This is a genomic window from Streptomyces sp. NPDC039430 (assembly GCF_055639435.1).
The window spans coordinates 251,872-272,884 of the sequence record NZ_JBVKAK010000004.1 but is presented as its reverse complement, the minus strand read 5'-3'; the positions used below and the strand labels follow the sequence as shown (position 1 = coordinate 272,884).

The window sequence follows — 21,013 nt, the reverse complement described above, 5'->3', positions numbered from 1 at the left end:
CCGTGATGACACATCAGCCCCCACACCGACCCGCCGCACGCCGGCGCCGAATACCATCGGCGCTGGCCGCGGCCCTCGTGACCGCCCTCGCCCTCATCGGGGCGTTCCTGACACCGGCCATGACCGCGCAGGCCGCCGACCCCGCCTACAAGGTGCTCGTCTTCTCCAAGACGGCGGGCTTCCGGCACGACTCCATTCCGGCCGGTACCCAGGCCATCCGTGATCTCGGTGCGGCCAACAACTTCACCGTCACGGCCACCGAGGACAGCGGAGCCTTCACCACGGCCAATCTGGCCCAGTTCAAGACGGTGGTGTTCCTCAGCACCACCGGCGATGTGCTCAACGACTCCCAGCAGTCGGCCCTCCAGTCGTACCTCGACGGTGGCGGCGGCTATGTCGGTGTGCACGCGGCGGCCGACACCGAGTACGGCTGGCCGCAGTACGAGGGGATCGTCGGCGCCTGGTTCAAGAGCCACCCGGCGATCCAGCAGGCCACGCTGAAGACCGAGGACCGGTCCCACGCGGCCACCGCCCACCTCGGCCAGACCTGGTCCAGGACCGATGAGTGGTACAACTACCGCACCAATCCGCGTAACAACGTGCGCGTGCTGCAGAGTCTCGACGAAAGCAGCTACAGCGGCGGGGAGATGAGCGGCGACCACCCCATCACCTGGTGCCACGCCCAGGGCAGCGGCCGGTCGTTCTACACCGGCCTCGGCCACACCGCCGAGTCGTACACCGACCCGGCCTTCCGCACCTTGCTCCTCGGCGGGATCCGGTACGCGGCGGGCTTCGCCAAGGCCGACTGCCGGCCGGAGAGCGGCTACACCACGCTCTACAACGGCTCGACCACCGGCTGGTCGCAGGCGGGCCCCGGCAGCTTCAGCAACACCGACGCCACCCTCACCTCGCAGGGCGGCATGGGGCTGTTCTGGTACCGCGCGAAGGAGTACAAGGCGTACTCCCTCAAGCTCGACTGGAAGGCGCAGGGAGACGACAACTCCGGTGTCTTCGTGGGCTTCCCCGCCTCCGACGACCCCAACTCGGCGGTGAACCAGGGCTACGAGATCCAGATCGACGCCACCGACGCGGCCGACAAGACCACCGGCGCGGTCTACGGCTTCAAGTCGGCCGACATCGCCGCCCGGGACGGTGCGCTCAACCCGCCGGGGGAGTGGAACGGATACGAGATCCGGGTGGAGGGGGAGCGGCTCCAGGTCTTCCTCAACGGTGTGAAGATCAATGACTTCACCAACACCGACCCCGCCCGGTCCCTGTTGCAGGGCCATATCGGCATCCAGAACCACGGCACCGGCGACGACGTGTCGTTCCGCAACATCCGGATCAAGGAACTCGGCGGCACCGGCACGCCGCCGTCGACCTTCGAGGGCGAGTCGTACACCTCGTCCTCCGGGGTGCAGCCCGCCGACCACGCCTCCGCCAGCGGCGGCAGGACCCTCGGCTACATCGAGAACGGCGACTGGGCCGGCTACTCCCAGGCCTCGCTCGCCGGGACCAGGACCTTCACCGCCAAGGTCTCCTCGGGTGGTTCCGGCGGCACCATCCAGGTCCGCTCCGGATCAGCCACCGGACCAGTGCTCGGTTCACTGGCCGTACCGAACACCGGCGGCTGGGAGAACTTCCGTACCGTCTCCACCGCGCTGACCGGCACCCCGACAGGACCGGTCTTCCTCACCTTCACCGGCGGGGCGGGCTCCCTGTTCGACATCGACACCTTCACCCTGGAGAAGCAGGCGGCGACCGCGGCCCTGTCGTCGAACGTGCACCTCTTCTACTACCCGTGGTACGGCAGCCCGGTGAAGAACGGCAGCTACCGCCACTGGCAGCAGGGCGGCCGCACCCCACCGCAGGACGTCGGCGCCGACCTCTACCCCAAGCTGGGGGCGTACGACTCCGGTGACTTCACCGGAGCCGTCGCCCAGCACATGCGCTGGGTCAAGCAGTCGGGCGCCGGCGTCATCGTCTACAGCTGGTGGGGAAGGGGCGGTTACGAGGACACCCTGGCCAAGGGCGTGCTGGACGCGGCCCAGCAGCAGGGCGTCAAGGTGGCCTGGCACATCGAGCCGTACGCGGGGCGCACCGCGGCCTCCGTCGTCTCCGACATCCAGTACCTCAACTCCACCTACGGCAGCCACCCCGCCTACTACCGCGACGCCGAGCACAACAACCGCCCGGCCTTCTACATCTTCGAGAGCCTGAAGATCACGGACTGGGCCGCCCTCGACCAGGTCACCCAGAACAACACGGTCCTGGCGCAGACCACCGACACCTCCAAGATCGCGCACTTCTCGGGTCTCTACACCTACGACGGCATCGCGGGCGCCACCGCCCCCGGCTGGAAGCAGGCCGGTGACTACGCCAAGGCCAACGGCCTGATCTGGGCGCCGTCGGTGGCACCCGGATACATCGACGACCGCGCGGTGCCGGGCAACACCACCCCCACGCTCGGCCGGGACAACGGCGCCACCTATGACAAGGAGTGGAACAACGCGCTCGACCCGGCCATCGGCGGATCGCCCACCTGGGTCTCCGTCACCTCGTTCAACGAGTGGCACGAGGGCAGTTCGATCGAGCCCGCCGCCGCCAACCCGCCCGCCGGTTTCGGCTACCAGACCTTCTCCGGCGCGTACGGGAAGACCGGCGCCGAGGCGGAGACCGTCTATCTCGACCGTACGAAGTACTGGGTGGACCAGTTCGACGCGCGGCGCGTGCGCTGACGCCGTGACCAGCTGATCCGCCACCGGTGACCGCCGAGCGGCGGCCACCGAACGGGCCCCGGCCTCCCGCCGGGGCCCGTTCCGGTTTAAGACGGCGGCTATGCGCCTGCCACCCGGCCGTGGTGATCACGTCGTCTTCCGGCCACCCCCTCCTGCGAGCCTCCACGAATGCTCGCCCTGAACGCTGATGTGGACCCGAACCGATGCCGGACGCTGGGGCTCGCGGGTTCCGTCGCGCTCACCGTCGGCGGGCTGACCGCGGGCGCGCTGCCGGTACGCGACGCGCTGCTGCCCTCCTCGGGCCGGGCCGCCCTGGGCGTGCTCTGCGCGTACTTCGGGCTCGTCCTGCTGATCGCCGCCTGGTGGTGGCTCGGCCGCGCGGTCCGCCGCCCCCGCCCGCCCGCGCCCCGCGAACTGCTGGTGACGCTCGCCGTCTGGGCGGCGCCCCTGCTGATCGGACCGCCCCTGTTCAGCCGGGACGTGTACAGCTATCTCGCGCAGGGGGCGATGGTCGACGCGGGGATCGATGTGTACAGCCACGGGCCCGCGCACCTGGGCGGCCCGCTCGCCACCGAGGTCGCGCCCGTATGGCAGCACACCCCCGCCCCGTACGGCCCCGTCTTTCTCGCCGTCGCCGCCAGGGCGTCCGGTCTCGCCCATACCGACCTGTCCGCCGGGGTGTTCGGCATGCGGCTGGTCGCGGTGCTCGGTGTCGCGCTGATGATCGTCTTCCTGCCGCCGCTCGCCGACCGCTGCGGCGTCGACCGTTCCGCCGCCCTCTGGCTCGGCGCGCTCAACCCCCTCGTACTGCTGCATCTGATCGCGGGAGCCCACAATGACGCCCTCATGCTGGGCCTGCTCGGCGCCGGACTCGTGGCGGCCCTCGGCGGCCGGCCGGCGACGGCCGCGGTGATCGTCGCACTGGCGGCGCTGGTGAAGGCGCCCGCCGCGCTGGGGCTGCTCGCGGTGGCGGCGCTGTGGGCGAGCCGGCTGACAGGCCGGGCACGTACGGTCAGAGCCACCGCGCTGACCTGCGCCGTCGCCCTGGCCACCACCGCCCTGGTCACGGCCGCGACCGGCACCGGCTACGGCTGGCTCGGCACGCTCTCCACCCCCGTGTCACCCGACAACTGGTCGCTGACCAGCGCGCTCGGCCGGCTCAGCGGCGCCCTGCTGGACACCGTGGGCAGCGGACTCGCCGACCGGGCCGTACCGGCGTGGCGGTGGTTCGGCCTCTTGGCCACAGCCGGTGCCGTGGCGGTGCTCTGGCTGCGCCGGGTGCCGTTGGGACCGGTCTACGCGCTGGCGCTGAGTCTGCTCTCGGTCTTCGCGCTCGGCCCGGCCTTCCGTCCGTGGTACGCGCTGTGGGGACTGTTCCTGATCGCCGCCGCCGCGCGCGACGGGCGGGTACGGCGCTGGGCCGCGGCCGGCAGCGGCGTACTGGCGCCGGCCCTGTTGCCCAGCGGATACCCGCCGGACGCCATGCAGGTGACCCTCGCCGTGGGCGGCGCCGCGTTCGGCCTGATCGCGCTGTACTGGATGTTCGAGATGTCCGACCCCGGCACGGTCCACTCCCGGGCGCGGGTGGCGTCATGAGGCGCGGACCCGGCACGGTCATGAGGCGCGTACGCGACGCACTGACGACACCGCCGGCCACCGGACGACGGCCGGCCATCGCGGCGGTCCTCGTCGTGGCCACCGCGGTCTTCCTGGCGACCGTTCCCCTGCACCGGGGATTCTTCGACGTCGGCGTCTACTACGGCACGGTCAACGACTGGATCCACCACGACGGCCGGATCTACGACTACCTCCGTCCCGGCACGCAGTACGGCTTCACGTACCCGCCCTTCGCCGCGGTGGTCATGCTGCCGATGGCGCTGGTCTCCTGGCACGTGGCCATCGCCATCAGCGCCGTGCTGAGCGCCGTGGCCTCGGCGCTGCTGCTGCGCTGGCTGGCCGGTCCGGCCGTGCGGCGCCTGGTCGCCCGGCGCACGGCCCCGGGCACAGGTACGGAGCGGAGCGGGGAGCGGCGGCCATGGTTCGTGTTCGTCGTGGCCGGGTGTCTGTTCGCCCTGTTCGAGCCGGTCCGTGACACCTTCAGCTTCGGCCAGGTCAATCTGCTGCTCGTCGCGCTCGTCTTCGCCGACGCGCGGCTGCTCGCCACCGGGCGCGGCCGGTACGCGGGCATCGGCATCGGACTGGCCACCGCGATCAAGCTCACGCCCGCGCTGTTCATCGGCTATCTGCTGATCACCGGCCGCCGCCGGCAGGCCGGGGTGGCGACGGGCACGGCGGGCGCGGCCACCCTGCTCGCCGCCCTGATCGATCCCGGCGCCTCCCGGACCTTCTGGACCGGCGCCCTGTGGGACACCGACCGGGTCGGCTCGCTCGGCTATGTCTCCAACCAGTCGCTGCAAGGCGTCCTGGCCCGGCTCCAGCCGGACCATCCGAGCCGGCTGGTGTGGCTGGTGTGCGTCCTGGCCGTCCTCGCCGTCTGGGCGTACCGCGCCCGCGCCGCCGTCCGCGACGGCGACGACCGGACCGGATTCGCCCTCACCGGTCTCACCGCCTGCCTGGTCAGCCCCGTCACCTGGGTGCATCACCTGGTCTGGCTGATTCCGGCCCTGCTCGTCCTGACGGACTCCGCGCTGAGCCGGGAGCCCGGCGCGCGCCGGCGGTCGCTGGCAGTGTGCGCCGCGCTGTACGTCGTGCTGTGCAGCAGCGTCGTCTGGCTCTGGCGCTGGGACTCGACCGGACCGGCCGCCTTCCTCGGCGCGAACGCCTACGTCTGGATCACCCTCGGTCTGCTGCTCGTACCCACGGGTCCCGGGGAGAGGACGCGACCCGTGCCCGGACCGGGCCCCGGGCCCCGCGCCCGGCGGCTGCCCGGGGCGGAGACCGCCGTCGTCACGGACGGGGTGGCCGCCACTCGATCAGCAGGAGCGTGGCGTCGTCGCGCAGCTGATCCTTCTGGTGGTCGAGGATCGCGTGGATGATCCGGCGCAGCGCCTCGGGGGCCGGCTCGCCGGCCGCCGCGCCCCGGATGATGGAGTCGGTGAAGCGCCGCAGGCCGAACTGGGCACCGCCCTCGATGCGCGCCTCCGTCACCCCGTCCGTGTACAGCAGCACCCGGTCGCCGGGTTCGAGTGCCACCTCGTGGGCGGCGCGCGGGGTCGCGGAAAACTGCTCGGGCAGTCCCATCGGAGGCTGCGCGGGCCGCTCCAGCGCCGAGTCGAGCACCCGCTGACCTCGCAGGAGCAGAGGCGGCGGATGGCCGCAGTTGCACCAGCGGAAGACACCCGTCGCCAGATCCAGCTGGGTGATGACGCCGGTGCAGTACTGGTCGGGCAGCCACTGGCCGAGCGCCCGGTCGATGGTGTCGACGAGGGCGGGCAGCTCGGCGCCCGCGCGGCGGGCGTTGCGGCAGCCCGCCACGGCCACCGTCGTGGTCAGCCCCGAGGCCAGATTGTGGCCCATGGCGTCGAAGATCGCGGCGTGCAGGGTGGACTGGGTCAGCGAGTGATCGAAGGCGTCACCGCCGATGTGGTACGCGGGCTCCAGCACCGCGGTCGACACGGCGTGGCTGTTGCCGATGGTCCGCGGTGGCAGCAGCGCGCGCAGCATCTCCGCGGGCAGATCCATGGGTTCGGTACGTGACTGGCGCGCGAAGCTGTCGCTGTAGGCACGCTTCGAGGTGACCGCCATCGCGAGTACCGACGCGAGCATGCGACAGCGGCGCAGCCTGGCGGGGTCGATCGCCGCTGTCCTGATACCGAGGACACCGAGCCGCTCCGCTCCGTCGACCAGCGGCAGCCAGGCGACGAGCCCTCCCTCGGGGGCTTCCTCGACCCGGAGATCGAGCGTGCGGTAGGCCCAGCCGGGGGTGGAGGTGTCCAGCTCGATGGTGGGCAGTCCACGCGTCAGCGGGATCAGATGCCGCTGCTGGATGTCGACGAGGTAGATGACCACGCTCCGCACGCCGATCATGGGCGCGCACCGGTCGACGAGGCCGGGCAGATCCATCGGCGCCGCGGTGTGGACCTCGGCGAGCAGCGTTTCGAGCAGCCGTTCGCCGGTGCCGGTGCCGGTGCCGGTGCCGCCTGTGCCTGTGCCTGTGCCGGTGTCGGGTTCGGGGCTGGAGGATCCGGTCGCCATCGGCGCTCACCTCCTCCTCTGAAGTCTCACACCACCGCCCCGGTTCCGCCCCGCCGGACGGGCCCGGACCCGGCCCCCGCCGCGGGCACGAGCGCTCCTCGCTTTTGCGGGTATACGTACGACGGGCATACGTACGACGCGAGGGGCAGGTGGGCAGAGTGTCCGGTCACTTCCAGACCTTCAGGACGTCATCCCAGGAACGGGTGCAGGGCCGGGCCCAGGGCAGGGCCCGGCGACCTGGCCCGGTCGTGGACCAGGAAGCGGGCAGGTCACGGCGGGCACGGGCCGGCCGTGCGTGGCGCGGGGGTGCCATGGCGGCGTCTGTGACGCTGCTGGCCGTCGCGACCGCGGCATGCGGCGGCGGTGGCGGCTCGGGCGGCTCCGCGGCGTCCGCCCCCGACGGTTCCGGCGGATCCGCCTCCTCGGCCCCGCCCGCTTCGTCCGCCACGGAGAGCGGCGGCGACGGAGCCCCCGGCACCTCCAGCGCGCCGCCCTCGACTGCGGCCTCGGTGCACTCCGCGCCCCAGGCGCGGGCCAGCGGTACCGGGCAGGCGGCCGCCGCGTCGGCGCGGTGTACGGCGGACCGGCTGGGGCTGAGTCTGAGCGCCCCGGACGTGGGCGCGGGCAATATCCGCTATGACCTGCGGCTCGTCAACAACGGCGCGGGCGCGTGCGTGCTGCGCGGCTTCCCCGGTGTCTCCCTGCTCGCGGGCGACGGCGCCACCATAGGCAAGCCGGCCACCCGCGAGGGCGAGCAGCTGCCCGCCGTGACCCTCGCTCCCGGCGGCACCGCTGACGTCACCCTGCACACCCTGAACAAGGGCATCAAGGGTTCCTCCTGCTGGGCCGCGCCCAGCCTCCTCAAGATCTATCCGCCCGGCTCCAAGGACGCCATGACGCTGCGGACTTCGACGCCGGTCGTCTGCGGCGACACCTTCACCGTGACCGCGGTGCGACCCGGCTGAACGGCCCCCGGACCTGGTCGTCGCAGCGGCGCCGTCACCGTCACGTCCGGCCGAAGAGCTGCGTCCAGTACGTCCCGGCCGGTCCGCCGCCCGCGAAGCCGACTCCCAGGTGGGTGAAGTCGGGCTTGAGGATGTTGGCCCGATGCCCGGGGCTGTCCATCCAGCCACGGACCACCTCGCGCGGATCGCGCTGACCGCAGGCGATGTTCTCGCCGATGCCGCGGTGCGCGGCCCCCGCGGCGGCGGCCCGGTCCCACGGCGCGAGTCCTTCGGGCGAGGTGTGGGAGTAGAAGGCGCGCGCGGCCATGTCGGCGCTGTAGGCCTGCGCGGCCGTCGCCAGCCGTGTGTCACCGGCCAGCGGACGGAGTCCGGCGCGGGTCCGTTCGGTGTTGGTGAGGGAGAGGACCTCCGCCGCTGTCCGCAGCAGACCGTCCGCGGTGAACGGCGCCGCCCACAGCGCCGTCCAGTAGACGTCTCCGGAGCGGGAGTCGTGGTGCTGGGCGATGCCCGCGTCCGTCAGGGCCGCGTCGTGGAGCGGGCGCCGCGTCGCCCCGTCGGTGAGGCAGTAGTCGACGAACTCGGCGGCGGTACGCGGACCGGAGACGAGCTGCTGGTCGATACGGAGATAGCGGTAGCCGCCCGCGGTGATCCGCTGGAAGACGGAGAGACCGTCGGGGCCCTCCGCGCTCAGCCGCCGCTGTCCCGCCATCACCGCCGCGTGGGCCCGCGCCGCGGCCGAGAGCCGCCAGTCCAGGGTCACGGGCGCGACCCCCGCCCCGAGGCGGGCGGCCCGTACGAGCCCCGCGAACTCCGCCTCCATACCGCTCGCCGGAACGGCCGGCACCGCGACACCCGGCACCGCGACGGCAGGCACCGTGAAGGGGGACGGCGATACGGGGCCGGGCGCCTCCTCCGCGACCTCGACGCCGAAGTCACGGGCGATTCCGGCCAGTCCGTCCGCGTACCCCTGGCCGAGCGCGCGCAGCTTCCAGGCGCCGCCGCGCCGGTAGATCTCCGCCAGCAGCAGCACCGTCTCCCGGGCCGGTCGCGCGGGGGTGAACCGGGCCAGGACGCGTGCGCCGGGCCCGGTGACCGTCAGCGCGGGGGCGGGCAGCCGGCCCAGGGGGGTGCCGGGCTCGGCCGGGCTGACGACCACGGTGGCGCGGCTCGCGCCCGCCCGCAGCCGCCGGGGATCCAGGCCGACGCCGTCGGCGCGCAGCCGGGCACCGGGGGCCGACGGCTGGTTGTAGAACACGAAATCGCCGTCACCGGCGACCTTCCCGCTGTCACCGGTGATCAGTACGGAGAGGTCGAAGGGGCCGGGGACGCGGAACCACAGCTCCGCGTCCGGCAGGGGCATGTTTCCGCCGGGAACCAGCTCGCTCATCGGTACCGTCCGTCCGGCTCGGGTCGCGTCACATCGCTCCGGTGGTGACACTGTCCGGGAAACGTCGCGGGAGGGCGCGACGGTTCCGTACGGGCGTCACGGTCCGCACGGGCGCCACGGCCGGCACGGGCATGACGGTCCGCGCGGGCATGACGGCCGGGTACGGAGGAGAATGGGTGCGGAAGACGGGGCTCCGCTGATGTCGGGCCATGGGAAAGAACCCGTCGCCCTCCTCACGTTCGCCCCCGAGTAACTAAACGTGTAGTTCAATCGGGAGCTGATCATGACCGTCACCCAGCAGCCCGCTCACGCGTCCGGCACGTTCCTCCTCGGCGGCGATCTGCCCGTCACGCGGCTCGGCTACGGCACCATGCAGCTGACCGGCCCCGGCATCTGGGGGGACCCGGAGGATCCGGCGGAGGCCGTGCGGGTCCTGCGCCGCGCCGTCGAACTGGGCATCAACTTCTTCGACACGGCCGACTCGTACGGCCCCTTCACGGCGGAGTTGCTGCTCAAGAAGGCGCTGCACCCGTACCCCGCCGGTCTGGTGATCGCCACCAAGGCGGGACTCGCCCGCACCGGCCCCGACGAGTGGGTGCCGGTGGGGCGTCCGGAGTATCTGCGCCAGCAGGTCGAACTGAGCCTGCGTCATCTCGGCGTGGAGCGTATCGATCTGCTCCAGCTGCACCGCATCGATCCGCAGGTGCCGCTCGCGGAGCAGCTCGGGGCGCTGGTGGCGCTGCAGCGCGAGGGCAAGATCCGTCACCTCGGCCTGAGCGAGGTCTCCGTCGCGGAGCTGGAGGAAGCGGGGAAGACCGCGCGGATCGTGTCCGTGCAGAACCGCTTCAACCTCGCCGACCGCGCGGCCGAGGACGTGCTGGAGTACGCGCAGGCCCGGGGCGTGGCGTTCATCCCCTGGTTCCCCCTGGCCACCGGCGCCCTGACGGGGGCCGACAGCCCGCTGACGAAGATCGCGGCCGACCGCGGGGTGGCTCCGGCGCAGCTGGCCCTGGCCTGGCTGCTGCGGCGCTCGCCCGTCGTCCTCCCGATACCGGGAACCTCCTCCGTGGCGCATCTGGAGGAGAACACCATCGGCGCCACCCTCGAACTGACCGACGCCGAGTTCGAGGCGCTCTCCCGCACGGCGGGCTGACGGGAAGCGGGCCGGCCCGGGCCCGGTACCGGGGCCCAGTGCCGTACCGGGCCGCTCAGTCGTGATTGTGGGTCGAGGACGTATCGGCGGGAGGGACGGTGCGACCGCCGTCCCTCCCGCTGAGGACGACCGCCAGGATCGCGACGACGACACCGGCCACGGCGACGCGTCCGAGGAGCCGCAGGGACCAGCCGGACCAGATCCGCCAGCCCGCGCCCCCGGTGCCGGTTGCGGCGCCGGGGCGCGCCAGCTGCTCGGAGCGGCGGGCCGGACGCAGCAGCCGTACGAGCAGCAGGGCCGCGATGGGCAGTTGCAGCAGCCAGACGGAGGTGCGGAACCACCCGTCGTACCAGACGTTCGTTCCGTACAGCAGCGTGTGCCAGACGCTCAGGATGTAGACGACGATGACGAAGCGGTGCAGTACGCGCCAGGTCTTGGGGCCGATGCGGTGTCTGACGTAGAAGAGCAGCCCCAGGGGGATCGCCAGATACAGCGCGGCCTGGCCCACCGGCATCGCGATCTGCCCCGTGCCCGAGTCGTAACCGCCGGGCACGAACGCCTCGATGAAGGCCGTCCACAGCCGGGAGTTCCAGCGCGCCGTGTCGTGCCGTACCAACTCGGCGGCGAACAGCAGGGCGTGAGCGGCGATCAGCGCGATCGTGTTGAGGCTCGTCGTACGGTGCATCCGTTCCAGCCGGGGTCCTGACAGCGGCAGCCGCTTCGGGCGGGGCCCGGAGAGCAGCAGACCGAGAATCACGGTGCCCCACGCCCACAGCAGCGCCGCCCAGCCGAACGCCTGGCTGAGGAAGTACATCCAGAAGCCCCCCGCGTCCGCCATGAAGGGCATGACGGTCACGGTCGAGGATGTCTTCGCCCGGATCCGGGCGTAGAGGAGTGCGAAGACGGCGGCGGTCACGACCAGCGCGATCAGACCGTCGGGGACCGACGCCCTGAGGTCGGACCGGAGTGTGGGCCGGGGAGGCCGTCGGCCCGGGGCGGCGACGGGCTCTTCGGCCGGTGCGGCCGGTTCGCTCGGCTCGGGGACGGCGGACGCGGGGGACGACTTCATACCGGAGCAGTCGGCCGCTGGGCCGGGAAAGTTCCCGGCGACGTGCTGTGACGTGGATCACATTTATCGGTGTCGTTCTATAACGGGCGAACCATCGACGTATCCCCATCAGCGGCTCTGTTCCGAAGCTCGGCCCCGGATGACACGATGTCAGCCATGGGAGCCGGGCCCGCATTCCGCCTCACACGTGCCGCGATCTTCGCGGTCGTGTGCGTAGCGGTGTCCGGTCTCGGACATGCCCTGAGTTCCGAAGTCCCGCTGCCCAGAACCGTGTTGGCCCTCGCCCTGCTGATGGCGGGTGGCGCCGGATGGTGGCTGGCCGGGCGGGAGCGCGGGGGTCTGGCCATCGCCGGGGCGAGCGCCGCCGGGCAGCTGATCCTGCACGCGCTGTTCAGCTGGACCCATACGTTTCCGCCACCCGCCGGGACGGCGGCGCCCACGACCGGCGTGCCGGGGGAGGGCCGCTACGGTACGGCGATGGCGCACGCCCACTCCGGGATGGGCGAGGCGCCGCAGGACGTCCTGGCGCTCGTCCTCGCCTACGACGGCCATTCCCTGACCTCGGGCATGGCGGCCGCCCACTTCGCCGCGGGGCTGCTGTGCGGCTGGTGGCTGTGGCGCGGCGAGTCGGCGGTCCTCCAACTGGGCCGCACACTCGCCCTGTTCGTGGCCGCGCCGCTGCTGCTCGCCTGGCGGGTGCTGGCCGGCGTGGGGTTCGCCGCGCCGCGTACGCCGGTCCGCGTCCCGGGCGGGCCGCGGCGCGGGCCGCGCCCGCTCGTCCTTCTGCGCGGCATCACCCGCCGGGGTCCGCCGGTCCTTCCGTCCCTCCGCTGACCCTTCGTCCGTCCGCGCTGTGCCGCGCGCGGCCGAGGGTCCTTCCAGGCACGTGCGCGTGCCTGTTCACAGGCATGCCGGTCGCAGCGGCCCCACCGCGGGGACCGGCCACCGAGGCAGCCGCGCGGACATCGCGTCCGGCGTGGCTCCGCGAGGACACGAAGGACCACCTGCGATGTGCCCTGCTCCGACGATGAATCCCCCTGCCCGCGGTGCGAGACCCGCCGCCACCACTCCCCGTACTCCCGCCGCCACGGCCCGCGCCCCGGAGGGCGGTTCACCGGGCGTCAGATCCGCACACCGCGATCCGCAGATCACCGCCTGGGCGCTGGCCGCGGGCAATGGCGACCGTGAGGCCGCCGAGCGGTTCGTCCACGCGACCTACGACGACGTACGCCGGTTCGTCGCGCATCTCACAGCCGATGTGCCCGGGGCCGACGATCTGGCCCAGGAGACCTATCTGCGGGCCCTGACCAGCCTGGCGAAGTTCGCGGGCCGCTCCTGCGCGCGCACATGGCTGCTGTCGATAGCGCGGTGTGTGGTCATCGACCGGTACCGGGGCGCCGCCGCCCGGCCCCGGCTCGCCGACACCACCGACTGGCAGAGCGCCGCCGAGCGTGCCCAGCCGCGCCAACTGCCCGGCTTCGACGAGGGCGTCGCGGTGTTCGACGCGCTGGGCGCGCTGGACCCGGCGCGGCGGCAGGCGTTCGTACTGACCCAGGTGCTGGGGCTCTCGTACGCCGAGGCCGCCGACGCCGCGGGCTGCCCCGTCGGTACGGTGCGCTCACGGGTCGCGCGGGCGCGGCGCGACCTCACCGCCGTATGGCTGGCGGACCGTGACCCCGGGCTGCTGCTCGTTCGCGCGGCTCCCCGGTAACGGCCGGGCCCGGTCCGCGCCGTCCTGTGTTCAGGTACGGCGCGGACCGCCGTTCGGCCGTCTCAGCCATGGCGCGGACCGTTGCCGGCCGGCTCAGGCGCGGCGCTGACCGCCGTCGGCCGTCGCGTGCTTCCGCGGCCGGGAGCCGGGGTACCGGCGGCGCGCCGCACCGGCCAGCGGGACCAGCAGCACCGGCAGGACCAGCGCCTGGAGCGAGACCGCGAACCAGAAGCCGCGCGCCGTCCCCAAGTCCTCGGCCACGCCGTACAGCTGACCGCCCGCCACCCCGCTGGCGAACGCGCCGATCCCCGCGGCCAGCCGCTGCCGGCCGAACACCACGGCGGGCACGGCGGACGAGCGGTCCAGTGCCTCCAGATCGTTCTTGAGGAAGAGCACGATCTCGCCCAGACAGATCAGCGCGGCCCCCACGCCGATCCCCGTCCGCCCGCCGGCACCGATGACCGCCGTGCCGGCGGCCATCGCGCCGAAGCCCACCCGCATCGCACGCCGGTAGGAGAGTCCGGCGATCCACTCCGACAACAGGGGCTGCGCCACCACCAGCAGACACGCGTACCCCATCAGCACCGCGGCGTAGAACGACGCCGAGGTGCGGGGGACGGCGTAGAGCGCCAGATAGTGCTGGAAGAACATGAAGACGTACACGCTCAGTACGGTCACCACGAACGGCAGACCGTCCCCGCCCGGACTCCCCGCCCGCGCGGCGCGCTCCTCCTCCGCCCGCGGCTCGCTCCCGCCGGGCCCGGAGGAGGACACGGCCGGCAGCAGTGCGTGTCCGAGCCCGACCACCGCGAAGAGCGCGGTGACACCGGCGAACAGGGCGCCCGGCGAGGTCATGACGAACGGCGCCGCGGCCGGGGGGCCCAGCGCGATGCCCGCGTTGAACGCCGAACCGCTCGCGGACAGCAGCCGGGGCCGCTCCGACTCGGCCGCCCCCTCCACCAGATACGCCTTGTTCGCGGGGAGATACAGCGCCGCCCCGCACGACACCAGGAACAGCGCGCCGATCGCGGCCGTCGGACTGCTGAGGCCCGGCACGAACGCGGCGAACCCCGCCGTACGCACGGCCAGCGCCACCAGCATGGTGGCGCGCAGCCCGATCCGCCGGGCCAGGGCGCCCCCGGCCACCCCGCCGGAGAACTGCACCAGCGAGGCGACGGCGAGCACGAACCCGACGGTGCCGAGTCCGAGCCCCAGCCGCTGGTGCAGCAGCACCGACATGTAGGGCAGTACGGCGAAGCTGCCCAGCGTGATCAGGAACGAGCAGACCAGCAGGAACGACCGCGGCCCGCTCGGCCGCCCTCTCCCGGTGACCCGCTCGTGCCCGGCCCCGCCGCCGCTCCGCCGGCCGCTGCTCTTCCGGCCGCCTGCCGCGCGTGCCGGCCCGCGCTCACGTCCCGCCATCGGCGACCCGGACGGGAGCCAGGACGGGACGCACCCGCGCCGCGGCGCTCGCCGCCCGGTGCAGCGCCAACTCGGCGGTGGCCGCCTCGGCGAGCACCATTCCCGTACAACCGCGCTGGTCGGCCACGGTGTGGATCGCGTCCCCCGGTGCCCTGACCGGGTACCAGCGCACCTCACCCGGATAGGCGGCCAGCTCATCGAGCCCCTGCCAGCCCACCAGCGTCCCCGGCCGGTCCGGATAGACGAGCACGAAACCGCAGGCGGCGCCGGAGTGGTCGAGTGGCTCATCCATGAGCCGGGGCCGGCGCCCGAGCGCGGCCTCGATCATCGCCTCGTACACATTCGTCCCCAGGGACCGGCACAGTGCCTCACCGACCAGGGCGCCGCCGATCCGCCGGTTGATCTCGACCAGCTCGGGCCCCTGGCCGGTGAGGATGAACTCCACATGGGCGAAGCCGCCGTCATGCCCCGCCGTCCGCAGCACCCGGCCCACCCACGCCTCGATCTCGCCCCGCTCGGCCGGCGGCAGCGCGACGGGAAAGGCGGCGGCCTCCTCCCGTACGGCGATGTCCCGCGAGGTCTGCCGGCTGAGCACTCCCAGCAGCCGGGTCTCGCCGGCCCAGCTGAGCGTCTCCGCGCTGTAGAGCGGCCCGGCGAGGAACGACTCCGCGAACAGCCCCCCGACGAGGGCCTGTTGGGCCGACTCGCGAAGCGCGGCCCGCAGCTCCTCCTCGTCCCTGACCACCCAGACGTTCCGCGACGAGGTGCCCGCCGAGTCCTTCAGGACGAGTGGCGGCGCGAGCGTACGGAGCACCTCGCCCGCGCTGTCCGGATCCGGCGTCACCGGCACGGCGGGGCTCTTGCTCAGCCCATGGCGGTGCAGCAGCTCGCGCACCCGTGCCTTGTCGCGAAGCACCCGCACCGCCTCGGGATCGGGCCCCGGCAGCCCGAACTCGGCCGCGAGAGCGGCGGCCGGCACACTCCATGTGTCCGTGGTGTTGAGAAGGCCGGCCAGTCCCGGCAGAGCGGCGAGCGCCCGCCGGGTCGCGGCCGGGTCGAAGGTGTCGACGTCGACGACGGACAGCGGCGCGTCGTCCGGCAGTGTGTCCAGCTCGTGCCGGTACACCGACCGGTCGCGGGTGAGCAGGGTCAGCCGGTGCCCGGCCGCGGCGGCCGCGGCGGCCATCCGGGCCAGTCCGAACGACAGTGACTCCAGCGCGGCGATGGTCACAGCGCGTCCCCTTCCGAACCGACTTCCGCCACCACGGGCTCCTTGTGCGGGCGGCGCGCCCACTCCATCACCGACCACGGCGGACCGAGGTCGTCGAGGGCGTGGATCCTGCGCGGCCGCAGCGTACGCAGGTCCAGGGCCTCGGTGTGCCGGGCGAACACCCGCTCCACGTAACGGTGTCCGGTGTCCGCGCCGATGACGAGATGCTGCCGTCCCGGGTCGCGCTCCGCCTCCCACGACGCGACCAGATGCCCGGCGCCCGTCGACAGCCCCGCGAAGACGGCGTGTTCGCGCAGCAGACCCACCGCGCCCGCCATGGCATGCCGGAAGTCCACCCAGTGCATCGTGTCGTACAGCTCGTGCCGGACGTTGCCGAAGGGGATCGAGCTGCCGATCCCCGCGATGATCGCCTCCGGATCGCTGAAGCGCTCGCTGCCGAATGTCACACTCCCGAACGGCTGGATGCCCACCAGCCGCACCGCCCGCCCGGAGCCGTGCCCCGGTTCCCGCAGCGCCCTGACCAGGCCGCCGGTGGAGGCGCCGGTGCCGACGGCGCCGACGACGGTCAGCGACCGGTCCGGCAGCGCCGCCGTGACCAGCTCGGCGAACTCCCGGTAGCCCGCGTAGTGCACGGCGTCGTGGTACTGCCGCATCCAGTGGAAGTCCGGCCTGCGGGCCAGCAGTGCGCGTACGTGCCGGACCCGCCGCTCCTGATCGAGCCGCAGACTCTCCGACGGGGGCATCTGGTCGACCGTCGCGCCCAGTACCTCCAACTGCGCCCGCATCACCGCGTCGACCGTGGTGGACGCCACGATGTGACACCGCAGCCCGTACCGGTGGCAGGCCATCGCGAGCGCCAGCGCGTAGATACCGCTCGAACTGTCGATGAGTGTCTGTCCCGGCACGATACGGCCGCGCCGCAGCAGCGTACGGACCGCGCCGAGCGCCGCGTAGACCTTCATCGTCTCGAAGCGCGCGAGCACCACATTGGGGCCCAGCCGGATCAGGTCCGGGGCCTTCATCGCGTCGGTGACATGCTCGTGCACGCGTACGCCCGTCACTTCCGTACCCCCCTGACGATCAGGCGGCGGGAGTTCTGGTCGTAGGGGCCGCCGTCGAAGCCCCCGAAGCACTCGACATCCGTGAACCCGGCCGCCACGAACAGATCGTGCAGCTCCGCGGCGCTGTAGAGAAAGGAGGTGAGGGACGCCGTACGGGCCGAAGTACCGCGTACCAGCGTCCAGTCGGTGCGCAGCCGGCGCCAGCTGTCGAGCACCACATCACGCTGCACCACATAGGAGCCGTCGGGCAGATCCACGGCCTGGGGCCGCCCGATCCAGCCGGCGAGCACCTCCTTGCCCATCACATCCACCACGAGCCGGCCGCCGGGGGCGAGGGACGCGTGGGCGTTGCGCAGGACCCGCAGATTGTCGTCGGGATCGTCGAAGTAGCCGAAGGAGGTGAACACGTTCAGCACGACATCGAAGGAGCCCGGTTCCCCGTAGTCGAGCATGTCGGCCCGCACCAGCCGGACGTCCGCGCCGGCCTCCGCGCAGACGGCCCGTGCCCTTTCCAGCATGGACGGACTGAGATCGACACCGGTGACGGTGTAGCCGCGCCGCGCCAGCGGCACCAGGAACAGCCCGGGACCGCAGCACAGATCGAGCACCCGCGAGCCGGGCGGGAAGTCGAGGAGCGGGGAACTCGCCACGATGCCGGCGGCCTGCTCGGCGCGGCCGGGAGAGAACATCGTGGGCGCGAAGTCGGACCAGAGGGAGTCGTCCTCGTACCACTGCAAACCGGCTGTCCTCCTCCGGAGCCTCAACGGCTCCTGACATGAGCGCTGGTACTCGCTTTCGTGTCAGTAGTCGGCCGCCGCGCCCGGCTGGTTCCCGGCGAGTTCCGGAACCCGCACACTGGAGCGATGGAGACAGTGGTGTTCATGACGCTTCCCGGCCTCGTCATCGTGCTGACGGTGGTGGCCTTCGCCGATCAGCTGCTGCTGCGCGCGGGGCGCGCGGGCATGCTGCCGTGGCGCAACAGCGCGCGGCAGGGGCAGATTTCCGCCACCGGGTTCGAGCAGCTGCACGCGAGCTTCTCGCCGGGCAAGCAGAACGAACTGAAGGAGCGGCAGTCGGCGCTGCTGCTCAGGGACGATGAGGAGGACGGCGCCCCGCCGCACCGGACCACGGTGGATCTGGACGGCGGGACGGCGGTCATACGGATGCCGGACGCGCGGCCGTAGCGGACCCCCTGGCCGGTGACCCCGGCCGGGGTCACCGGCCAGGGTTACCGGGCTCAGCCGCGGGTGGCGGCGGCCAGCGCCGTGCGGAGCGTCGCGGCGTCCGCGCTCCTGCCCGGGTCGTCGGCGATGGCGAGACCCTCCGGGTCCTGCGCGTACGGGGCGCCGTACGCCGGTGTGCCGGGCTGGAAGCGCCAGCTGTCGGCGAGCGTCCCCACGTCGACGGCGTCGAACCCGAGGAGATCGAGCAGCCGGGTCGCGGACGCCTTCGCCCCGGGATCGTCACCGGCGATCGGGAGGGCCGTGCGGTCGGCCGCGCCGGTGGGCCGGGCGAGTGCGGTCAGATGCAGGAAGAAGATGTTGTTGAACGCCTTGACGACGTGGGCGTCGGGCAGATGCCGCTGGAGGAGCTCGCTGCTGGTGGTCTCCTCCGCGTCCAGCTCGGCGATCCGCCCGTCGCGCTCGGGGTAGTAGTTGTTCGTGTCGAGAACGGCCTTCCCCGCCAGCGGCGCCACCGGCACCTGGCGGTAGTTCTTCAGCGGGACGGTCACCACGACCCAGTCCCCGGCCGCCGCCGCCTCGGCGGATGTCGCGGCCCGCGCCCGCGGCCCCAGCTCCGCCACCAGCTCGGCCAGGGTCTCCGGCCCGCGTGAATTGCTCAGGACCACATCCAGCCCGGCGGCGACGCCGAGCCGCGCGAGGGTGCTGCCGATGTGTCCACTGCCGATCAGTCCAAGAGTGCTCATGCTGGTCCCAGCCGCGTACCCGGCCGCGGTATTCCCCGTTCGCCCGCGACCGGTCACGACGGGCCACGAATGGCCCAGCCTCAGCCGTTCATATCCTCCCCGCCCGTCCAGGCGGGGCTCAGACGCAGGTACTTGATGACGCGGCGATGGTGGGTGAAGGCGATGTGCAGCGTCCCGTCGGGGGACCGGGCGATGGACGGGTAGGACAGTTCGCGGTTGAGGCCGTCCCGGGAGTTGTTGGTGAGGCAGTAGCCGTCACCGGTCTCCAGATCGTGGCGCACCGGCCAGGAGCGGCCGCCGTCCGACGAGAAGGAGAGCGTGAGCGGGGCACGCGGAGCGCCCCAGAAAGCGGTGTCGGTTCTTTCCGCGTCGTCCGGAGTCGCGGCCTCGTCCGGGGGCGCGGCGTCCCCCGCGGGCACGGCCTCGCTCACACCGTCGTCGTCGATCTCGTCGTACAGCGACACCCGCCGCTCGGTGGCGTCGGCGGCGCTGCTGTGGTTGTACGCCAGGGCGAGCCGGCCGTCGTCCAGCGGGACGTACTGGAGCGAGGAGTTGTTGTTGGGGACGGACAGCGGCTCCGGCGCCGTCCAGGTCTCGCCGCCGTCCTCCGACCGGCAGCGGTACACATGGTCCGCCCGGCGGCTGCGGAACAGCGCGAGCGCCGAACCGTCCGCCAGGGCATGGATGTTCATGTGCACCAGCCCGGTGGAACCGGGCACCGGCCGCTCGTCCCAGGTCGCCCCCGCGTCGTCGCTGATCATGACCGAGCTGGTGTCCCGGCCGCCCGACCACCGCTCGCCCGGCGTGGTGACACAGCGGAACACGGGCAGCAGCCAGCGCCCCGACGGCAGCACGGCGACCGGCTGGCGTACGAAGACCCCGCCCCCTGCCGTGGCCGGGAACAGGACGCGCGAGGGTCCCCAGGTCACGCCGTTGTCCCGGCTGATCCGCCGCCGTACCTCGGCCGTGTCCTGGTGGCCCGCGCGCTGCGCGGTGTGCAGCAGCCACAGCTCGCCGCAGGGCGCCGGGAACAGTACGGGGTTCTGCTCGGAGCGGGTGGCGTCGTCGGAGAGCCGGACCGGTGTGGACCAGCCGGGGGCCTTCGGGGCGAGCCGGGAGAACCAGACGGAGATGTCCGCGACGCCTTCCTGCGTTCCGGCGAACCAGACGCAGCCCAGGTCCCCGCCGGGCAGCACGGTCAGATTCGCGGCGTGGTTCTGCGCGGCGGGCGCGGCCAGCGAGGCTTCGGTACGGCCCGGTTCGCCGGGATGCGCGCGCAGGACACCGTCGGCGCCCGGGTTCGCCGGGGTCACCGGGCCTCTTCGGTGCCGCGGGCCGCGGCGAGATGGCTGCCCGCGATCTGTGCCAGATGCGTCAGGTCACTGGAGACGGTGGCGAAGGTGAAGCCCTCGGCCAGCCGCCTGGCGGCACTGGCGCCGTCCGCGTTGTGGATCCCCGCGGCGATTCCGGCGGCGGCCGCCGTCTCGCGCACGGTGACGAGCGCGGCCTCGAACCGGTCGGCGACGGCCGGGTCGGTGGAGGTGGCGCCGCCGAGGGCGATCCGCAGATCGGACGGGCCGACATAGACGCCGTCGAGCCCCTCGGTCGCACAGATCTCCGCGACGTTGGCGAGGCCGTCCGCCGTCTCGATCATCGCGAGGACGACGGTCTGCTCATGGGCCTCGGCCGGGTCGGGCCCGATCCGCAGCCCCGAGCGCATCGGGCCGTAGGAGCGGCGGCCGAGCGGCGGGTAGCGTACGGCGGCCACCGCGTCGGCGGCGTCCTGGGCGGTGTCGATCAGCGGGACGATGACCCCGGCCGCGCCCGCGTCCAGCGCGCGGCCGATCGGCGCCGGGTCGTTGGCCTCGGTGCGCACCAGGCCGACGGCGGTGCTGCCCTTGGTGTCGATGGCGGTGAGGGAGGCGAGCAGCCCCGCGTACTCGATCAGGCCGTGCTGGGCGTCCAGCGCCACATAGTCGTAGCCGAGGCGCGCGATGCGCTCCGTGGAGACGGGGGAGTCGAGGACGGACCAGTAGCCGATGAGCTGTTCGCGGGCGCGCAGGGCGGTGGCGAAGGCGGCGGGCGTACCGGACGGGGGGCGGGTCATGGAAGTCCCTTCGAGTGGGGCGGGATGGGCCGGCCCGGTGGCTGGGCCGGGACCGCGGGCCGAGGTGCCGCGGTGCGGGGGCCGGGG

At 72.9% G+C, this 21,013-nt stretch carries 18 protein-coding genes; 8 read left to right on the top strand and 10 right to left on the bottom strand.

Annotated features, from left to right (window positions below):
- Nucleotides 1-119 precede the first annotated feature (119 nt).
- The 3 genes from ACZ7LS_RS13000 (at nt 120) to ACZ7LS_RS12990 (ending at nt 5,734) form a co-directional block, all read left to right on the top strand.
- Entirely contained in the window at nt 120-2,738 is a 2,619-nt protein-coding gene (locus tag ACZ7LS_RS13000; RefSeq protein WP_385129860.1) for a ThuA domain-containing protein, read from the top strand.
- A gap of 168 nt (nt 2,739-2,906) precedes the next feature.
- Nucleotides 2,907-4,334 (top strand): polyprenol phosphomannose-dependent alpha 1,6 mannosyltransferase MptB, encoded by a 1,428-nt coding sequence (mptB, locus tag ACZ7LS_RS12995; RefSeq protein WP_385129699.1) that lies wholly within the window; start codon nt 2,907-2,909, stop codon nt 4,332-4,334.
- Entirely contained in the window at nt 4,331-5,734 is a 1,404-nt protein-coding gene (locus tag ACZ7LS_RS12990; RefSeq protein WP_469448319.1) for a glycosyltransferase 87 family protein, read from the top strand. Before mptB ends, ACZ7LS_RS12990 begins: the two co-directional genes overlap by 4 nt.
- On the opposite strand, the gene ACZ7LS_RS12985 is transcribed toward ACZ7LS_RS12990, so the two are convergent.
- Entirely contained in the window at nt 5,646-6,893 is a 1,248-nt protein-coding gene (locus ACZ7LS_RS12985; protein ID WP_385129697.1) for a PP2C family protein-serine/threonine phosphatase, read from the bottom strand. The genes ACZ7LS_RS12990 and ACZ7LS_RS12985 overlap by 89 nt on opposite strands.
- 311 nt (nt 6,894-7,204) lie before the next feature.
- On the opposite strand from ACZ7LS_RS12985, the gene ACZ7LS_RS12980 reads away from it, so the two are divergent.
- On the top strand, nt 7,205-7,858 hold the full coding sequence (locus ACZ7LS_RS12980) for a DUF4232 domain-containing protein (protein WP_382665518.1): 654 nt from the start codon (nt 7,205-7,207) through the stop codon (nt 7,856-7,858).
- A 40-nt stretch (nt 7,859-7,898) separates the two neighbouring features.
- Here ACZ7LS_RS12980 and ACZ7LS_RS12975 read toward each other — a convergent pair whose 3' ends face one another.
- A complete protein-coding gene (locus ACZ7LS_RS12975) occupies nt 7,899-9,245 on the bottom strand; it encodes a CAP domain-containing protein (RefSeq protein ID WP_385129695.1) in 1,347 nt (448 codons plus the stop codon).
- A gap of 283 nt (nt 9,246-9,528) precedes the next feature.
- Between ACZ7LS_RS12975 and ACZ7LS_RS12970 the strand changes: the two genes are divergently transcribed.
- A complete protein-coding gene (locus ACZ7LS_RS12970; RefSeq protein ID WP_382665514.1) occupies nt 9,529-10,398 on the top strand; it encodes an aldo/keto reductase in 870 nt (289 codons plus the stop codon).
- 55 nt (nt 10,399-10,453) lie between these two features.
- On the opposite strand, the gene ACZ7LS_RS12965 is transcribed toward ACZ7LS_RS12970, so the two are convergent.
- Complete coding sequence (locus tag ACZ7LS_RS12965) at nt 10,454-11,467, bottom strand: ferric reductase-like transmembrane domain-containing protein (protein WP_385129692.1); 1,014 nt, start codon at nt 11,465-11,467, stop codon at nt 10,454-10,456.
- A gap of 156 nt (nt 11,468-11,623) precedes the next feature.
- Here ACZ7LS_RS12965 and ACZ7LS_RS12960 point away from each other — a divergent pair, with 156 nt between their 5' ends.
- Entirely contained in the window at nt 11,624-12,301 is a 678-nt protein-coding gene (locus tag ACZ7LS_RS12960) for a hypothetical protein (RefSeq protein ID WP_382665511.1), read from the top strand.
- A 193-nt stretch (nt 12,302-12,494) separates the two neighbouring features.
- The gene (locus tag ACZ7LS_RS12955; protein ID WP_382519051.1) at nt 12,495-13,178 is read left to right on the top strand and encodes a sigma-70 family RNA polymerase sigma factor; all 684 of its coding nucleotides are present in this window, start codon (nt 12,495-12,497) and stop codon (nt 13,176-13,178) included.
- Nucleotides 13,179-13,271: 93 nt separating this feature from the next.
- Here the strand turns inward: ACZ7LS_RS12955 and ACZ7LS_RS12950 are convergent, their stop codons facing one another.
- Genes ACZ7LS_RS12950 through ACZ7LS_RS12935 form a run of 4 tightly spaced genes read right to left on the bottom strand, consistent with a single transcriptional unit; the run spans nt 13,272 to nt 17,629 of the window.
- Complete coding sequence (locus ACZ7LS_RS12950) at nt 13,272-14,600, bottom strand: MFS transporter (protein WP_385129690.1); 1,329 nt, start codon at nt 14,598-14,600, stop codon at nt 13,272-13,274.
- Entirely contained in the window at nt 14,587-15,831 is a 1,245-nt protein-coding gene (locus ACZ7LS_RS12945) for an ATP-grasp domain-containing protein (RefSeq protein WP_382519057.1), read from the bottom strand. The genes ACZ7LS_RS12950 and ACZ7LS_RS12945 overlap by 14 nt, the downstream gene beginning before the upstream one ends.
- The gene (locus tag ACZ7LS_RS12940) at nt 15,828-16,853 is read right to left on the bottom strand and encodes a pyridoxal-phosphate dependent enzyme (protein WP_382519445.1); all 1,026 of its coding nucleotides are present in this window, start codon (nt 16,851-16,853) and stop codon (nt 15,828-15,830) included. The genes ACZ7LS_RS12945 and ACZ7LS_RS12940 overlap by 4 nt, the downstream gene beginning before the upstream one ends.
- A gap of 35 nt (nt 16,854-16,888) precedes the next feature.
- A complete protein-coding gene (locus ACZ7LS_RS12935) occupies nt 16,889-17,629 on the bottom strand; it encodes a class I SAM-dependent methyltransferase (protein WP_382519060.1) in 741 nt (246 codons plus the stop codon).
- A gap of 126 nt (nt 17,630-17,755) precedes the next feature.
- Here ACZ7LS_RS12935 and ACZ7LS_RS12930 point away from each other — a divergent pair, with 126 nt between their 5' ends.
- Complete coding sequence (locus tag ACZ7LS_RS12930; RefSeq protein ID WP_382519062.1) at nt 17,756-18,076, top strand: DUF6191 domain-containing protein; 321 nt, start codon at nt 17,756-17,758, stop codon at nt 18,074-18,076.
- A 53-nt stretch (nt 18,077-18,129) separates the two neighbouring features.
- On the opposite strand, the gene ACZ7LS_RS12925 is transcribed toward ACZ7LS_RS12930, so the two are convergent.
- The 3 genes from ACZ7LS_RS12925 to ACZ7LS_RS12915 form a co-directional block, all read right to left on the bottom strand.
- Nucleotides 18,130-18,819: an NADPH-dependent F420 reductase gene (locus ACZ7LS_RS12925; RefSeq protein ID WP_382519065.1), complete on the bottom strand. Its 690-nt coding sequence runs from the start codon at nt 18,817-18,819 to the stop codon at nt 18,130-18,132.
- 80 nt (nt 18,820-18,899) lie between these two features.
- Entirely contained in the window at nt 18,900-20,132 is a 1,233-nt protein-coding gene (locus tag ACZ7LS_RS12920; protein ID WP_385129687.1) for a sialidase family protein, read from the bottom strand.
- Entirely contained in the window at nt 20,129-20,926 is a 798-nt protein-coding gene (locus ACZ7LS_RS12915) for an HpcH/HpaI aldolase family protein (RefSeq protein WP_382665502.1), read from the bottom strand. The genes ACZ7LS_RS12920 and ACZ7LS_RS12915 overlap by 4 nt, the downstream gene beginning before the upstream one ends.
- Between the last annotated feature and the right edge of the window lie 87 nt (nt 20,927-21,013).

Bases quoted from the DNA above. Each gene is read 5' to 3' on its own strand.
- ACZ7LS_RS13000 (WP_385129860.1), top strand. From the start codon at position 120: ATGACCGCGCAGGCCGCCGACCCCGCCTACAAGGTGCTCGTCTTCTCC.
- mptB (WP_385129699.1), top strand. From the start codon at position 2,907: ATGCTCGCCCTGAACGCTGATGTGGACCCGAACCGATGCCGGACGCTG.
- ACZ7LS_RS12990 (WP_469448319.1), top strand. From the start codon at position 4,331: ATGAGGCGCGGACCCGGCACGGTCATGAGGCGCGTACGCGACGCACTG.
- ACZ7LS_RS12985 (WP_385129697.1), bottom strand. From the start codon at position 6,893: ATGGCGACCGGATCCTCCAGCCCCGAACCCGACACCGGCACAGGCACA.
- ACZ7LS_RS12980 (WP_382665518.1), top strand. From the start codon at position 7,205: ATGGCGGCGTCTGTGACGCTGCTGGCCGTCGCGACCGCGGCATGCGGC.
- ACZ7LS_RS12975 (WP_385129695.1), bottom strand. From the start codon at position 9,245: ATGAGCGAGCTGGTTCCCGGCGGAAACATGCCCCTGCCGGACGCGGAG.
- ACZ7LS_RS12970 (WP_382665514.1), top strand. From the start codon at position 9,529: ATGACCGTCACCCAGCAGCCCGCTCACGCGTCCGGCACGTTCCTCCTC.
- ACZ7LS_RS12965 (WP_385129692.1), bottom strand. From the start codon at position 11,467: ATGAAGTCGTCCCCCGCGTCCGCCGTCCCCGAGCCGAGCGAACCGGCC.
- ACZ7LS_RS12960 (WP_382665511.1), top strand. From the start codon at position 11,624: ATGGGAGCCGGGCCCGCATTCCGCCTCACACGTGCCGCGATCTTCGCG.
- ACZ7LS_RS12955 (WP_382519051.1), top strand. From the start codon at position 12,495: ATGAATCCCCCTGCCCGCGGTGCGAGACCCGCCGCCACCACTCCCCGT.
- ACZ7LS_RS12950 (WP_385129690.1), bottom strand. From the start codon at position 14,600: ATGGCGGGACGTGAGCGCGGGCCGGCACGCGCGGCAGGCGGCCGGAAG.
- ACZ7LS_RS12940 (WP_382519445.1), bottom strand. From the start codon at position 16,853: ATGAAGGCCCCGGACCTGATCCGGCTGGGCCCCAATGTGGTGCTCGCG.
- ACZ7LS_RS12930 (WP_382519062.1), top strand. From the start codon at position 17,756: ATGGAGACAGTGGTGTTCATGACGCTTCCCGGCCTCGTCATCGTGCTG.
- ACZ7LS_RS12925 (WP_382519065.1), bottom strand. From the start codon at position 18,819: ATGAGCACTCTTGGACTGATCGGCAGTGGACACATCGGCAGCACCCTC.
- ACZ7LS_RS12915 (WP_382665502.1), bottom strand. From the start codon at position 20,926: ATGACCCGCCCCCCGTCCGGTACGCCCGCCGCCTTCGCCACCGCCCTG.